Origin of the sequence: Sphingobium sp. B2D3C, from assembly GCF_025961835.1 — a bacterium.
In the GTDB taxonomy this organism is placed as follows: domain Bacteria; phylum Pseudomonadota; class Alphaproteobacteria; order Sphingomonadales; family Sphingomonadaceae; genus Sphingobium.
In genome coordinates this window covers 970357-983891 of sequence record NZ_JAOQOK010000001.1, presented here as the reverse complement: position 1 = coordinate 983891, position 13535 = coordinate 970357, and the positions used below count along the sequence as shown (strand labels likewise).

The window sequence follows — 13535 nt, the reverse complement described above, 5'->3', positions numbered from 1 at the left end:
TGCGAAGGCAGGAGCCCAGGGCAGCCAAGACCTCTCGCGCCATCAAAGGTCGCGGGGCGCCCATATAAGCGCCCCACTCTATCTCAATTCCGATAGCAGACCTTGCGGGCAGCCTTCACGACCCGCGCCGCATCGATCAGCGCCGCCTTTTCGAGATTGGCCGCATAAGGCAGGGGCACATCCTCATTGGTCACGCGCAGCACCGGCGCATCGAGATCGTCGAAGCCCTGCTCCATGCAGACCGCCGCAATCTCGCTGGCGATGGAGCAGACCGGCCAGCCCTCTTCGACCACCACGAGGCGGTTGGTCTTCTTGAGGCTTTCCAGCACCGTCGCGGTATCGAGCGGGCGTAGCGTGCGCAGGTCGATCACCTCGGCATCGATGCCATCGGCGGCAAGCGTTTCCGCCGCCTCCAGCGCGACGCCAACCCCGATGGAATAGCTCACCAGCGTCACATCCTTACCGGGGCGGACAATGCGTGCCTTGCCGATCGGCAGGACATGATCCTCAAGCTGCGGCACCTCGAAGCTGCGCCCGTAGACCAGCTCGTTCTCGAGGAACACCACCGGGTCTTCACTGCGGATCGCCGCCTTGAGCAGGCCCTTGGCATCCGAGCTGTCATAAGGCGCGATCACGATCAGGCCCGGCACGGCGGCATACCAGGGACCGTAATTCTGGCTGTGTTGCGCGCCAACCCGGCTCGCCGCCCCATTGGGGCCACGGAACACGATCGGGCAGCGCATCTGCCCCCCGGACATGTAGTTGGTCTTGGCGGCCGAGTTGATGATCTGGTCCATCGCCTGCATGGCGAAGTTGAAGGTCATGAACTCGACGATCGGCTTGAGGCCGCCCATGGCAGCGCCCGCGCCGATGCCGGCAAAGCCATGTTCGGTGATCGGCGTGTCGATCACGCGCTTGGGGCCGAACTCGTCGAGCAGGCCCTGGGTGACCTTGTAAGCGCCCTGATATTCGGCGACTTCCTCGCCCATCAGGAACACGCGCGGATCGCGCCGCATTTCCTCGGCCATGGCATCGCGCAGCGCTTCGCGGACAGTCGTCTTGACCATCTGCGTGCCTTCGGGGATCGCCGGGTCCGTCACCGCGCTCGCCTTGCTACCCGAGAGATTGGCGGTGCCGCTCTCGGCCTTCTTGGGCGCCTCAGCCTCGTCCGCAGCCTTGGGCGCGGCCTGCGCTTCGGCCTTGGGAGCTTGCGCAGCCGGTGCGGGCGCTTCTTCGCCTTCGCCGGAGAGCATCGCGATCACGGTGCCGACCTTCACATTGTCGGTGCCCTCGGCGATCAGGATCTTCTCGATGGTGCCTTCATCGACAGCCTCGAACTCCATCGTCGCCTTGTCGGTCTCGATCTCGGCCATGATGTCGCCGGCCTTGACCTCATCGCCTTCCTTGACGAGCCACTTGGCCAGCGTCCCCTCTTCCATCGTCGGCGAGAGGGCCGGCATCTTGATCTCGAGACCCATCAATACTGCTCCACCAGCACATCGGTATAAAGTTCGGCCATTTCAGGCTCGGGCGAGGTTTCCGCGAAGTCCGCCGCCTCGCTCACATCCTTGCGGATCTTCGTATCGATGGCCTTCAAATCCTCTTCCTTCACGCCGGCATCGGCGAGAATCTTCTTGAGGCCCTCGATCGGGTCGGACGTGTCGCGCATGTGCTGCACTTCGTCGCGCGAGCGATATTTCGCCGGATCGGACATCGAGTGACCGCGATAGCGATAGGTCTTCATTTCCAGCAGGATCGGCCCCTTGCCGGAGCGGACATATTCCAGCGCCGCCTCGGTCGCGCCGCGCACGGCCAGCACGTCCATGCCATCGACCTGGATGCCCGGAATGCGGAAGCTCTCGCCGCGACGATAGAGCTGATCCTCGGCCGAGGAGCGCGCCACGGAGGTGCCCATGGCATATTGGTTGTTCTCGATCACATAGATGATCGGGAGCTTCCACAGCTCGGCCATGTTGAAGCTCTCATAGACCTGGCCCTGATTGGCCGCGCCGTCGCCGAAGTACGCGACGCACACGCCGCCATCCTCGTTATATTTGTGACCGAACGCCAGACCGGTGCCGAGGCTGACCTGCGCGCCGACGATGCCATGGCCGCCGAAGAACTTATGCTCGACGCTGAACATGTGCATCGAGCCGCCCTTGCCGCGCGAAATGCCGGCCTCCCGGCCCGTCAGCTCGGCCATGATGATCTTGGGATCGATGCCATAAGCGAGCATGTGGCCATGATCGCGATAACCGGTGATCACGCTGTCCTTGCCGGGCGTCAACGCCGACTGGATGCCGACCGCAACCGCTTCCTGACCGATATAGAGGTGGCAGAAGCCGCCGATCAGGCCGAGACCGTAAAGCTGCCCGGCCCGTTCCTCGAAGCGGCGGATGAGCAGCATCTGACGGTAGAATTCGAGCAGCTCTTCCTGGCTCGCGTCATAGGGATTGGGCTCACCGGGGCGCTCCCGGTTATGGTCCGCAGACGGCGCCGTGGCAGTGGATGCAGGGGCATTTTGCGCGCGTCTGGAAGCTGGCTTCGCCAATGTTTCAGGTCCTTCTCGCGTGGCTGTTACAGCCAGCTATAGGCACGGCACCGGCAGGAGCGCAATGTCCAGATAGGTTAAATGGGTGGCGAAATCTGGTTAGTCGACCGCGCTCATGTTCATTTCATCGGAACGACGACTTCATCGGGGTGCGTGACGCCGAGTTGCTTGCGGACCAGCTCGTCGACCATATCCGGATCAGCATGGCGCGGATCGAGCAGCTTCACTCGATTCTCCAGTGCGGCCTTCTGCTTGTGCAGCGCCGACAACTCGGCCTGCCTCTGCTTGAGCTGCCGGCTGTAATCGGACCATGCGAGAATGCCATTCGGGCCAATGATGGCATAGCCGATGAAGAGCAGGAGCAGGAAAATGGCAATAGCCGGCGTAAACGCCGAACCAAGAAGAAACCTCAATTTTGCCAGATGCGCCATGGGCCCTTGGAATCACGCCGACCGTCGCAATGCAAGCCCAAAATGAACGAATGCGACAAATTGCATTAACTTTGTAGACAAGCCGTCGGCCCGGGGGATGCGCAACGGATCGATCGCCTCCACCCGGACCGTTAAAAACGCCTCAGCGGAAAATCGACGTTCCCGCATAATAAGCGCGGTCGCCCAGCTCTTCCTCGATGCGGATGAGCTGGTTGTACTTGGCGAGCCGGTCGGAGCGCGCCAGCGAGCCGGTCTTGATCTGGCCGCAGTTCGTGGCGACCGCCAGGTCGGCAATGGTCGCGTCCTCAGTCTCACCCGAGCGGTGCGACATCACATTGGTGTAGCGCGCCCGGTGTGCCATATCGACGGCGGCGAGCGTTTCGGTCAGCGAGCCGATCTGGTTGACCTTGACGAGCATGGAGTTGGCCAGCCCCTTCTCGATGCCCATGGCGAGGCGCTTGGGGTTGGTGACGAAAAGATCATCGCCCACCAGCTGGCACTTGTCGCCGATCTTGTCGGTCAGGATCTTCCAGCCCTCGAAATCGTCCTCGCTCATGCCGTCCTCGATCGACTTGATCGGGTAGCGCGCGACGAGGTCCGCGAGATAGTCGGCCATTTCAGCCGGGGAGAGCGTCTTGCCCTCGCCGGAGATCACATAGCTGCCATTCTTGAAAAACTCGGTCGCTGCGCAATCGAGCGCCAGCACGACATTCTCACCCGGCTTGTAACCGGCCTTCTCGATGCTCTGCATGATGAAGTCGAGTGCTTCGACCGTTGAAGCGATGTTGGGCGCAAACCCACCCTCGTCGCCCACGCCGGTCGCAAGACCCTTGTCGTGCAGGCCCTTCTTGAGCGTGTGGAAGATTTCCGAGCCCATCTGCACGGCGTGGGCGATGCTCTCCGCCCCCACCGGCATGATCATGAACTCCTGGAAGTCGATCGGATTGTCGGCATGTTCGCCGCCATTGATGATGTTCATCATCGGCACCGGCAGCACATGGGCGGACACCCCACCGACATAGCGATACAGCGGCAACCCGCGCGCATCGGCAGCCGCTTTGGCCGTCGCGAGGCTCACGCCGAGAATGGCGTTGGCGCCGAGCCGCGCCTTGTTCTCCGTGCCGTCCAGCTCGATCATTGCGGCGTCGACATCGCCCTGATCCTCGGCATCCATGCCGGTGATCGCTTCGGCAATCTCGCCATTGACCGCATCGACGGCCTGGAGAACGCCCTTGCCGAGATAGACGGACTTGTCGCCATCGCGCTTCTCGACCGCTTCATAAGCGCCGGTGGATGCGCCCGAGGGAACGGCGGCGCGGCCGAAGCTGCCGTCTTCCAGCAACACGTCGACTTCCACCGTCGGGTTGCCGCGGCTGTCCAGGATCTGGCGGGCGTGAATGTCGAGAATTGCGGTCATGGCTGTGCCTTCCCCTTCCGTCTGGCAAATTATCGGCGCGGATTAGCGAGCGCACTCCCTCATGGCAATGGCGGGCGGCTCGGCTTATCTTGCTGTTTCTGTGCAATGGCGGGAACATTTGCCGCCGCAGGTCTGTTAAAGAGGGCGAGCCTTGCTATAACAGGCAAGCCTGTTCTGTATCAAAAGAGGAACCCGCCATGGCCGAGACCAATAGCACTGGAACGACCCGCAAGAGCACGTCGAAGGCGACGTCGGCGCGCAAAGCTGCATCGGATGCCACGAGCGCGAAGTCGGCTGCGCTGTCCACGGCAGCAGAGGCGCGGGGCGCGGAGACCGGATCGAGCACCGACTGGCGCGAGCAGGCCGGCGAATTTGCCGAGCAGGCTAAGGCCACCGCACGCGGTGCCGCCACGACGGCCAAGAACACGACGGGCGATGCCCTTCATGGCCTCTCGAAGCTGATCGCCGAGACCGCCGAGACCGTCGATTCCAAGCTCGGCCCGCAATATGGCGATTATGCCCGCAAGGCTGCGGAAACCGTCGCCGGCGCGGCGGACTCGCTGGACGCCAAGGATATCGACCAACTGACCGAGGAAGCACGCAACTTCGTGCGCAAAAGCCCTGCGGTGGCGATCGGTGCGGCGGCTGTGGTTGGCTTTGTGCTCATGCGCATGATGCGGGGCTCGTCGAGTGACAGCTGAGGCTGGAAGGACCGGCCGGCATTGATCGATGAGTGATCCCGACACCATGCACACTGCGGCGGGCACCCCGCCGAACCCTGAAGACGCGCTTGAAAAGGAGACCATTGGCGAGAGCTTTTCGCGACTGATTGCATCGGGCCGCGAACTCGCCGAGGCGGAACTGACGTGGGCGAAGCTCAAAGCGGCATTGATTGCCGCTGCGGCCCGACGCGCGGCGCTGTTCGGCGTCCTCGCCTTTTTGTTCGTCAGCCTGGCGCTTGTTACGCTGGTCGCGGCAGCCGTGATCGCGCTCGCGCCTTCTGTCGGTTGGCTTGGCGCGGCTCTGATCGTAGCGGGAGGCCTCCTGCTGCTCGCTTTACTTTGCGGCCTGATGGTCAAGCGGGCCCTCTCCCCCCTCAGCAAGGCAGACCGGCCATGAGCAGCGCGCCCTCCCCCCTCGAACTGGCCGAGGCCCGCCAGCGCGCGGATGGCGCAAGAGAGCGCTTCCGCTGTGCACTGGACGGGGTTCGCGAGCGGTTGAGCCCGGCGCACTTGAAGGACGACGCCGTGGAGGCGGTTCAGCAGAAAGTTTCGCAGGCCAAACAGGCCGCGCGCGGAACGCTGCGTCGCCATCCCGTCCTGACGACGCTGGGCGCGACCGGTGCGGTCGGCCTTCTCTTCTGGCGCCCTGTGCGATTCATCTTGCTCTACGTGATGCGTGGTGCTTGGCTCGTCTGGTTGAATCGCGCTCTGTGGAGCCAGAAAGAGGACAGTTGATCAGACGATGACCGCCCCGAAGACGAAGAAAGGCCGCTCAACGGCTTCTACGCTTGATCAGGTGAAGGACAAGGTCGGGAGCACGCTTGCCACGGTGCGCGAGCGGGGCGAGGACGTGGTCGCTGACACGCGCGAAAAGGCCTATCGCGCGGCCAATGAAACCAACCGGATGTTTCAGGAGCATCCCATCGCGGCAGTGGCGGCGGCGGCCGCAGCCGGGGCCGTCATCGCCATTTTCCTGCCCAAGCTCGCCATCGGATCAGCTGCGGGCAAGGCCGGACGGGCGGCGCAGCAGGCGGTGCGAAACTCCGGGGCTCGCCAAGCGGCGCAGACCATGTTCGCCAATCTTGCAAAGACGGAAAAGGCCGCGCTTCAAACGGCGGCGGTCGAAGCCGCCCGCCTGATCGGCAAGCGCATCAAGAAGCCGCGTTCGGACAAGAAATCGGACGCCTAGGATCGCAAGGCCAGTATCGCCATTCTTGGCAGAACCGGCCGAGGCTGCTAGCAAATCGACAACGCCCAGGCGCCTCTTGCCGGGCATAAATCCGGAGCACTTTCTTGAGCCTCATGCACCTCGTAATGGGCGGTCGCGTCAAAGACCCGCAGAAACTCGAATTCGAAGATCTGAACGCCATCGACATCGTCGGCATCTTCCCGAACTATGCCAGTGCCGAAGCGGCGTGGCGCGGCGCGGCGCAGCGGACCGTGGATGACGCGGAAATGCGCTATGTGATCGTCCATCTCCATCGCCTGCTCGATCCGAGCGCGGATGATGCCGAGGATCACGCTCACTGACGGACTGGTTCGGGCGACGGTGCTAGATTAACGTTCGCACGCGCCCGTCAGGACGCCCGGAACCGCCGGGCCAGCAACGGGCGCGCGAGCAGCAGACCGGCGATGAAACCGCCGATATGGGCGCCCACGGCGATCCCGCCGAAGAAACTGTCGAACCCGCCGGCTAGGGCTATCAGCAATTGCAGGATGGTCCACGCCGCGCCAAGCCAGACCATGCGCACGATATAGGCCGGCACAGGCCCAATCGCCTTCACACCGCGCTGGCTGTAGATGAACGCATAGGTTCCGAGCACGGCGGAAATCGCGCCGCTTGCGCCGATCATCGGCACCCAGCCCTCCCCTTGCGCATAAAAGAAGCTCGAAAGCCACTGCCCGAGCGCTGCGGCATAGGCGCCAACGACGTAGATCACCACGAGCCGGCCTGGACCGAGCAGATTTTCAACGAAGCGGCCGCAGAAGATCAGCATCAGCACATTGAAGGCCAGATGCATCCATCCTCCATGCAGCAGCGTGGCGGTGAGCGGCGTGATCCACAGCGGCAGCCACGGCACGTTGAAGGTCAGCGCTTCGGACGACGAGAGCAACGTGACGCGCTCTGAAATGAACCCGGCAATCAGCGCCGCGCGCCCCATCTCCCCGGTGAGATACAACGGCAGGAAGACGATGACGATGATCGCCGCGAGAATGTTGGTCGCCGGACCTTTGGGAAGCTGCATCGCGATGTCAGCCGGCTGCGGCGCGAACCGACAGCGTGAACGCTGCCCGTGCGGCAACCAGAAAAGACATAATCATGGCGCGGCTGCGGATCAGATGAATTCGATCTTGTTGACCAGATAGAACTTGTCGCCGGACGGTACCGTCACCTCGACATCCTCGCCGACCTGACGGCCGATGAGGGCGCGACCAAGGGGGCTGTTGTAGCTGATCATGCCCAGCTTCGCGTCCGCCTCGGCCTGACCGACGATCTGGTAGCGCACCGGCTTGTCATCCTCGTCCAGCAAGGTGACCGTGGCGCCGAAGATGATCTTGTCGCCCGACAGCGTGGTGGGATCGATAACCTGCGCGCGCGAGAGCTTGTCTTCCAGATCGGCAATGGTCGCCTCGACCTGGCCCTGACGCTCTTTTGCGGCATGATATTCGGCGTTTTCCGAAAGATCGCCATGGGCGCGTGCCTCCTCGATCGCATCCACGATCTTGGGACGCTCGGCCTTGAGCGCGCGGAGCTGGTCGGTCAGCTTGTCATAACCGACTTGCAGCATCGGCATCTTCTCAACGGTCGCCATCTCGACTCCCTATTTCCAGCGCAACAATGCGCGAACTCCCTAGTCCGCCGGGGATCCGGTCGGCCCGCAACTGATTTCTTGTGTTCTGGAAGATCAGTCGTGCGACGCCTGATAATAGGATTGCAGCGACTTCACTTCAAGAGGACGCGCACGCAAAGCCTCAATTGCGTCCACGGCAGCCAGACTTGCCGCCGCGGTCGTGAAGCTCGGCACCTTGCCGCGCAACGCGCTCGTGCGGATCGCCTTGCTGTCCTTGAGCGACTGCCAGCCTTCCGTGGTGTTGAAGATGAGGTCCACCTCGCCATCCGCAATGCGATCGACAATATGCGGACGGCCCTGCGCGACCTTGTTCACCTTCTCCACCGGCAGGCCGTTCTCTGCGAGGAAATCGGCTGTTCCGCCGGTTGCGACGATCTTGAAGCCAAGATCGGCAATCTTGCGGGCCCCGGGGAGGATCACGCTCTTGTCGCTATCCTTGACGGAGATGAACACCGTGCCCTGCTTGGGCAGCACCGTGCCCGCGCCGATCTGCGCCTTGGCGAAAGCAGTCGCGAAATCTCTGTCGATGCCCATGACCTCGCCCGTCGACTTCATCTCCGGGGAGAGGATTGGATCGACACCGGGGAAGCGATTGAACGGGAACACGGCTTCCTTCACCGCGATGTGGCGGATCGCATTGCGGTCGATCTTCGGCAGGCTCGCGAGCTTCTCGCCCGCCATCACCCGCGCGGCGATCTTGGCGATGGGCGTGCCGATGGCCTTGGCCACGAACGGCACTGTGCGCGAGGCGCGCGGATTGACCTCGATGAGGTAGACCAGCCCATCCTTGACCGCGAACTGAATGTTCATGAGGCCCCGCACGGAGAGCGCGCGGGCCAGCACATCGGCCTGCCGCTCGATCTCGGCGATGAGATAATCCGGCAGGCTGTAGGGCGGCAGCGAGCAGGCGCTGTCACCGGAATGCACGCCGGCTTCCTCAATATGCTGGAGCACGCCGGCGACGACGACATCCTCACCATCGCACAGCGCATCGACATCCACCTCGACAGCGTCGCGCAGATACTGGTCGATCAGCACCGGCGAGTCGCCCGAGACCTGCACCGCCGTGGCGATATATTCCTCAAGCTGCGCCTGGCCGTCGACGATCTCCATCGCACGGCCACCCAGCACATAGCTGGGCCGCATCAGCACCGGGTAGCCGATTCGATTGGCCACCGCGATGGCCTCTTCCCGGCTGCGAGCAATGCCGTTGGCCGGCTGGAGCAGGCCCAATTTCTCGATCAGCGCCGCGAACCGCTCGCGATCTTCCGCAAGGTCGATGGCGTCCGGCGAGGTGCCGAGGATAGGAATGCCGGCCTCTTCCAGCGCCTGCGCCAGCTTGAGCGGGGTTTGCCCGCCGAACTGTACGATCACGCCAACCAGCTCGCCCTTCGACTTCTCGACATGCAGGATCTCCAGCACGTCTTCCGCCGTGAGCGGCTCGAAATACAGGCGGTCGGACGTGTCATAATCGGTGCTCACCGTCTCCGGGTTGCAGTTGATCATGATCGTCTCATAGCCCGCATCTTCCAGCGCGAAGCAGGCGTGGCAGCAGCAATAATCGAACTCGATGCCCTGGCCGATGCGGTTGGGTCCGCCGCCCAGGATCACGACCTTGCGCCGGTCGCTGGGTTGGCTCTCGTCCTCCGGCTCGCCGAAGCTCGGCGCCTCGTAAGTCGAGTACATATAAGGCGTCTTAGCTTCGAACTCGGCCGCGCAGGTGTCGATCCGCTTGAAAACCGGACGCACGCCGAGCTTGTGGCGCAGCGCGCGCACTTCCTTCTCGGTGACGCCGCCAGTCATCGCCACCACGGCATCGCGGACGAGGCCCGAGCCGCGCTTGATCGCGTTGTCCATGCCACCCGGGATGTTGGCCGACTGCAGCGCCAGCCAGGCAAGACGCTTGTCCGAGAAGCCCATGGACTTGAGCTTGCGCATGGCCTCTGCATCGCGCGGCAGGCCATTGGCCAGCACACCCTTCTCGGCCTCGACGATCTCGGCAAGGCGCTGCAGGAACCAGGGGTCGAACTTGGCGACGGCATGGATTTCATCCACGCTCAGCCCCTCACGCAGCGCCTGTGCTGCGATAAGCAGCCGGTCCGGGGTCGGCTGACCCAGCGCTGCAACGATCTGCTCCTTGGGCGCCCCGACCAGATGATCGACCTGATTGAAACCGGCGAGGCCCGTCTCGAGTCCGCGCAGAGCCTTCTGCATGGATTCGTGAATATTGCGGCCAATTGCCATCACTTCGCCGACGGACTTCATGGCGGTTCCGAGCAGCGGCTCGGCGCCCTTGAACTTCTCGAAGGCAAAGCGCGGGATCTTCGTCACGACATAATCGATGGTCGGCTCGAAGCTCGCTGGCGTAACACCGGTGATATCATTGGTGATCTCGTCCAGCGTGTAGCCGACCGCCAGCTTGGCCGCGACCTTGGCGATCGGGAAGCCAGTGGCCTTGGATGCCAGCGCCGAGGAGCGCGACACTCGCGGGTTCATCTCGATGACGATCAGCCGCCCATCCTTGGGATTGACTGCAAACTGTACGTTGGAACCACCTGTTTCCACGCCGATTTCGCGCAGCACCGCAATGCTCGCGTTGCGCATGATCTGATATTCCTTGTCGGTCAGCGTCAGCGCCGGCGCGACAGTGATGGAGTCACCCGTGTGGACGCCCATCGGATCGACATTCTCGATCGAGCAGATGATGATGCAGTTGTCCGCGCGGTCGCGGACGACTTCCATCTCATATTCCTTCCAGCCGAGCAGCGATTCCTCGATCAGCACTTCGGTGGTCGGCGACGCATCGAGACCGGTGGTCACGATGCGCAGGAACTCTTCCTTGTTGTAGGCGACGCCGCCGCCGGTGCCGCCCATGGTGAAGCTGGGGCGGATGATCGCCGGTAGGCCAGTGAACTCCAACGCGGCCATGGCTTCGTCCATGGTGTGCGCGATGCGCGACCGGGCGCTTTCTAGTCCGATCTTGTCCATCGCGTCGCGGAACTTGAGCCGGTCTTCGGCCTTGTCGATCGCCTCGGCATCGGCGCCGATCATCTGCACGCCGTATTTCTCCAGCGTGCCATCGTTGAACAGCGCCAGCGCCGTGTTCAGCGCAGTCTGCCCGCCCATCGTCGGCAGGATCGCGTCAGGGCGCTCCTTCTCGATGATCTTGGCGACGATCTCCGGCGTGATCGGCTCGATATAGGTCGCATCGGCCATTTCCGGATCGGTCATGATCGTCGCGGGGTTGGAGTTGACCAGAATGATCCGGTAGCCCTCTTCCTTCAGCGCCTTACAGGCCTGCGTGCCCGAATAATCGAACTCGCACGCCTGGCCGATGATGATCGGACCAGCGCCGACGATGAGGATCGAGGAGATGTCAGTTCTTTTTGGCATTATTTGTTCCGAGCCTCGTTCCCGGTGGAACCGATTTGAAGATCCTTGCGCGATCGCACCTTGTCGAGCGCGCATTGAAGGGCATTGGTCTCGCTGACCGATGGCAGGGCCTCGCGTCGCAGCATGTCAAAGCTCACCCGATCCGTGCCGTGAGCCACCAGCCGGACGACCTGGTCGGCGCGGCAGGTGGCAACCATATAATCGAGCTGACGCTGCAACTGGCCCTGATCGCCTGCCGCGCCCGCCGCAAGGAGCGCGAGTGCAATCACGCCAGCCCCTCCACGAACCGCTGGAACAGATAGAAGCTGTCCTGCGGCCCCGGCGAGGCCTCGGGGTGATATTGCACGGCGAAGGCCGGCTTGTCCGTGAAGGCGATGCCGCAGTTGGAGCCATCGAACAGGCTCACATGGGTCTCGACGACATTGGCCGGCAGCGTGGCGGTATCAACCGCAAAGCCGTGGTTCATCGAGGTGATTTCCACCACGCCGTCTTCCAACCGCTTGACCGGGTGATTGGCGCCGCGATGGCCCTGATGCATCTTGGTCGTCCTAGCACCGGCGGCCAGCGCGAGCAGCTGATGACCAAGGCAGATGCCGAAGATCGGCACATTCTCGTCGAGCAGCTTGCGGATCACCGGCACGGCATAGTCCGCTGTCGCCGCCGGATCGCCGGGACCATTGGAGAGGAACACACCGGCGGGGTTGAGCGCCTTGATCTGATCGTAGGAGGCCGTGGCGGGAAGCACCGTGACCTTCGCACCGGCCTTAACGAGGTTGCGGAAGATATTGTCTTTCGCGCCGAAATCCATGGCGACGACATGGGGCCGCTCGCCCGCTTCCATCGCCTCATAGCCAAAGCCGAGGCGCCAGGCGCCGCCGGTCCACTCCCGCTCTGCGCCGGTCACCTCGATAGCGAGGTCCATGCCTTCCAGCCCGGGCCAGGCCTTCGCCTTCTCATGCAGCGCCGCGAGATCGAACTGGCCTTGCGGATTATGGGCGATCACCGCATTGGGCGCGCCCTTCTCGCGGATCAGGCGGGTCAGGGCACGCGTATCAACACCGGCGAGACCGATCCGGCCGTTGGCCTTCAGCCAGGCATCGAAGGGCTGGACATTGCGGAAGTTAGACGGCGCCGTCACATCCTCACGCACGATGCACCCCAGCGCCCAGGGCTGCTGGCATTCGACGTCGTCGGCATTGGTGCCAACATTGCCGATATGCGGGAAGGTGAAGGTGATGATCTGCCCGGCAAAGCTCGGGTCAGTCATGATCTCCTGATAGCCGGTCATCGCTGTGTGGAAGCACAGCTCGCCGACCGCGTCTCCCTCGGCACCGAAGCCGCGCGCGAAGACGACGGTGCCATCGGCTAGAACCAATACCCCCGTCGCTCCTTTGGGCACGGTCGGGTATTTGGCGTTCGCCATGGCTGTCTGATCCTTCGCTTTTTGCTTTCTGGCAGGCGCCCCAAGCGCCCGGCTAAACGGCCGGCTCACTATGGGTTCGCACATGCACGGTCAATCTATTAAAAATTCCGCATCGCCGCTATATCTGATCCTTTCCCGCACGGTGACTCGGAGATTACGTGATGATTCGCGACGGCATCAAGGCTGCCCAGATTGAGGCGATGAAGGCCGGCGACAAGGCCCGGCTGGCCGCTGTGCGCCTGATCCTGGCCAAGCTGAAGGACCGCGACATCGAACTGCGCACCGCCGCCAGCACGCCCGATGACGACGTGATTGTCGTCGATGTGCTGCAGAAGATGGTCAAGCAGCGCCGCGAATCGATCACCATGTACGAACAGGGCGGCCGCGCCGAGCTCGCCGCGCAGGAGCAGGCCGAACTGGAGGTGATCGAAGGCTTCCTGCCCAAGCAGATGAGCGAGGACGAAACCCGCGCCGCGATCGAGGCCATCAAGGCCGAAGTCGGCGCGTCGTCGGTGAAGGACATGGGCAAGGTGATGGCCGTGCTCAAGGACCGCCATGGGACGGTGCTGGACATGAGCAAGGCCAGCGGTCTGGTGAAGGCGGCGCTGGGCTGATTGGGGGGACGGGAGTTTCAACCTGCTCTCTCTGACATTACTCCCCTCCCCGTTCGTGTCGAGCGAAGTCGAGACACGGCTGGCACGGCGCTGAGGTGTCTCGACTTCGCTCGACACGAACGGGAAGAGTTG

General features: G+C 63.1%; 15 protein-coding genes. 6 read left to right on the top strand and 9 right to left on the bottom strand.

The window, feature by feature from the left end:
- Window positions 1-83 precede the first annotated feature (83 nt).
- The 4 genes from M2339_RS04510 to eno all read right to left on the bottom strand — a co-directional run bounded on the left by M2339_RS04510 (window position 84) and on the right by eno (window position 4399).
- Window positions 84-1478 (bottom strand): pyruvate dehydrogenase complex E1 component subunit beta, encoded by a 1395-nt coding sequence (locus tag M2339_RS04510; protein ID WP_264587353.1) that lies wholly within the window; start codon window positions 1476-1478, stop codon window positions 84-86.
- A complete protein-coding gene (pdhA, locus tag M2339_RS04505; RefSeq protein WP_264570609.1) occupies window positions 1478-2551 on the bottom strand; it encodes a pyruvate dehydrogenase (acetyl-transferring) E1 component subunit alpha in 1074 nt (357 codons plus the stop codon). Before pdhA ends, M2339_RS04510 begins: the two co-directional genes overlap by 1 nt.
- Before the next feature lie 119 nt (window positions 2552-2670).
- Window positions 2671-2982, bottom strand: a complete 312-nt coding sequence (locus M2339_RS04500; protein WP_181559912.1) for an FtsB family cell division protein — start codon at window positions 2980-2982, stop codon at window positions 2671-2673.
- Window positions 2983-3124: 142 nt separating this feature from the next.
- A complete protein-coding gene (gene eno, locus M2339_RS04495) occupies window positions 3125-4399 on the bottom strand; it encodes a phosphopyruvate hydratase (RefSeq protein ID WP_264587354.1) in 1275 nt (424 codons plus the stop codon).
- Window positions 4400-4596: 197 nt separating this feature from the next.
- Here eno and M2339_RS04490 point away from each other — a divergent pair, with 197 nt between their 5' ends.
- From M2339_RS04490 to M2339_RS04470, 5 genes are all read left to right on the top strand, one after another.
- A complete protein-coding gene (locus tag M2339_RS04490; protein ID WP_181559914.1) occupies window positions 4597-5100 on the top strand; it encodes a hypothetical protein in 504 nt (167 codons plus the stop codon).
- A gap of 28 nt (window positions 5101-5128) precedes the next feature.
- Window positions 5129-5518 carry a phage holin family protein gene (locus M2339_RS04485; protein WP_264587355.1) on the top strand — a complete coding sequence of 130 codons (390 nt, stop codon included), beginning with the start codon at window positions 5129-5131 and terminating at the stop codon, window positions 5516-5518.
- On the top strand, window positions 5515-5856 hold the full coding sequence (locus M2339_RS04480; protein ID WP_264587356.1) for a hypothetical protein: 342 nt from the start codon (window positions 5515-5517) through the stop codon (window positions 5854-5856). The genes M2339_RS04485 and M2339_RS04480 overlap by 4 nt, the downstream gene beginning before the upstream one ends.
- 7 nt (window positions 5857-5863) lie before the next feature.
- Window positions 5864-6310, top strand: a complete 447-nt coding sequence (locus tag M2339_RS04475) for a hypothetical protein (RefSeq protein ID WP_264587357.1) — start codon at window positions 5864-5866, stop codon at window positions 6308-6310.
- A 104-nt stretch (window positions 6311-6414) separates the two neighbouring features.
- The gene (locus M2339_RS04470) at window positions 6415-6651 is read left to right on the top strand and encodes a DUF4170 domain-containing protein (protein ID WP_181559918.1); all 237 of its coding nucleotides are present in this window, start codon (window positions 6415-6417) and stop codon (window positions 6649-6651) included.
- Between the two features lie 47 nt (window positions 6652-6698).
- Here the strand turns inward: M2339_RS04470 and M2339_RS04465 are convergent, their stop codons facing one another.
- The 5 genes from M2339_RS04465 to carA form a co-directional block, all read right to left on the bottom strand.
- Window positions 6699-7367, bottom strand: coding sequence for a rhomboid family intramembrane serine protease (locus M2339_RS04465; protein ID WP_264579088.1), 669 nt, complete (start codon window positions 7365-7367; stop codon window positions 6699-6701).
- 90 nt (window positions 7368-7457) lie between these two features.
- The gene (gene greA / locus M2339_RS04460; RefSeq protein ID WP_181559920.1) at window positions 7458-7934 is read right to left on the bottom strand and encodes a transcription elongation factor GreA; all 477 of its coding nucleotides are present in this window, start codon (window positions 7932-7934) and stop codon (window positions 7458-7460) included.
- Window positions 7935-8027: 93 nt separating this feature from the next.
- Window positions 8028-11366, bottom strand: a complete 3339-nt coding sequence (gene carB / locus M2339_RS04455; RefSeq protein WP_264606166.1) for a carbamoyl-phosphate synthase large subunit — start codon at window positions 11364-11366, stop codon at window positions 8028-8030.
- On the bottom strand, window positions 11366-11635 hold the full coding sequence (locus M2339_RS04450) for a hypothetical protein (protein WP_264575628.1): 270 nt from the start codon (window positions 11633-11635) through the stop codon (window positions 11366-11368). The genes carB and M2339_RS04450 overlap by 1 nt, the downstream gene beginning before the upstream one ends.
- Window positions 11632-12789: a glutamine-hydrolyzing carbamoyl-phosphate synthase small subunit gene (carA, locus tag M2339_RS04445; RefSeq protein WP_264587359.1), complete on the bottom strand. Its 1158-nt coding sequence runs from the start codon at window positions 12787-12789 to the stop codon at window positions 11632-11634. Before carA ends, M2339_RS04450 begins: the two co-directional genes overlap by 4 nt.
- Before the next feature lie 161 nt (window positions 12790-12950).
- Here carA and M2339_RS04440 point away from each other — a divergent pair, with 161 nt between their 5' ends.
- Window positions 12951-13403, top strand: a complete 453-nt coding sequence (locus M2339_RS04440; protein WP_264580033.1) for a GatB/YqeY domain-containing protein — start codon at window positions 12951-12953, stop codon at window positions 13401-13403.
- Window positions 13404-13535 lie beyond the last annotated feature (132 nt).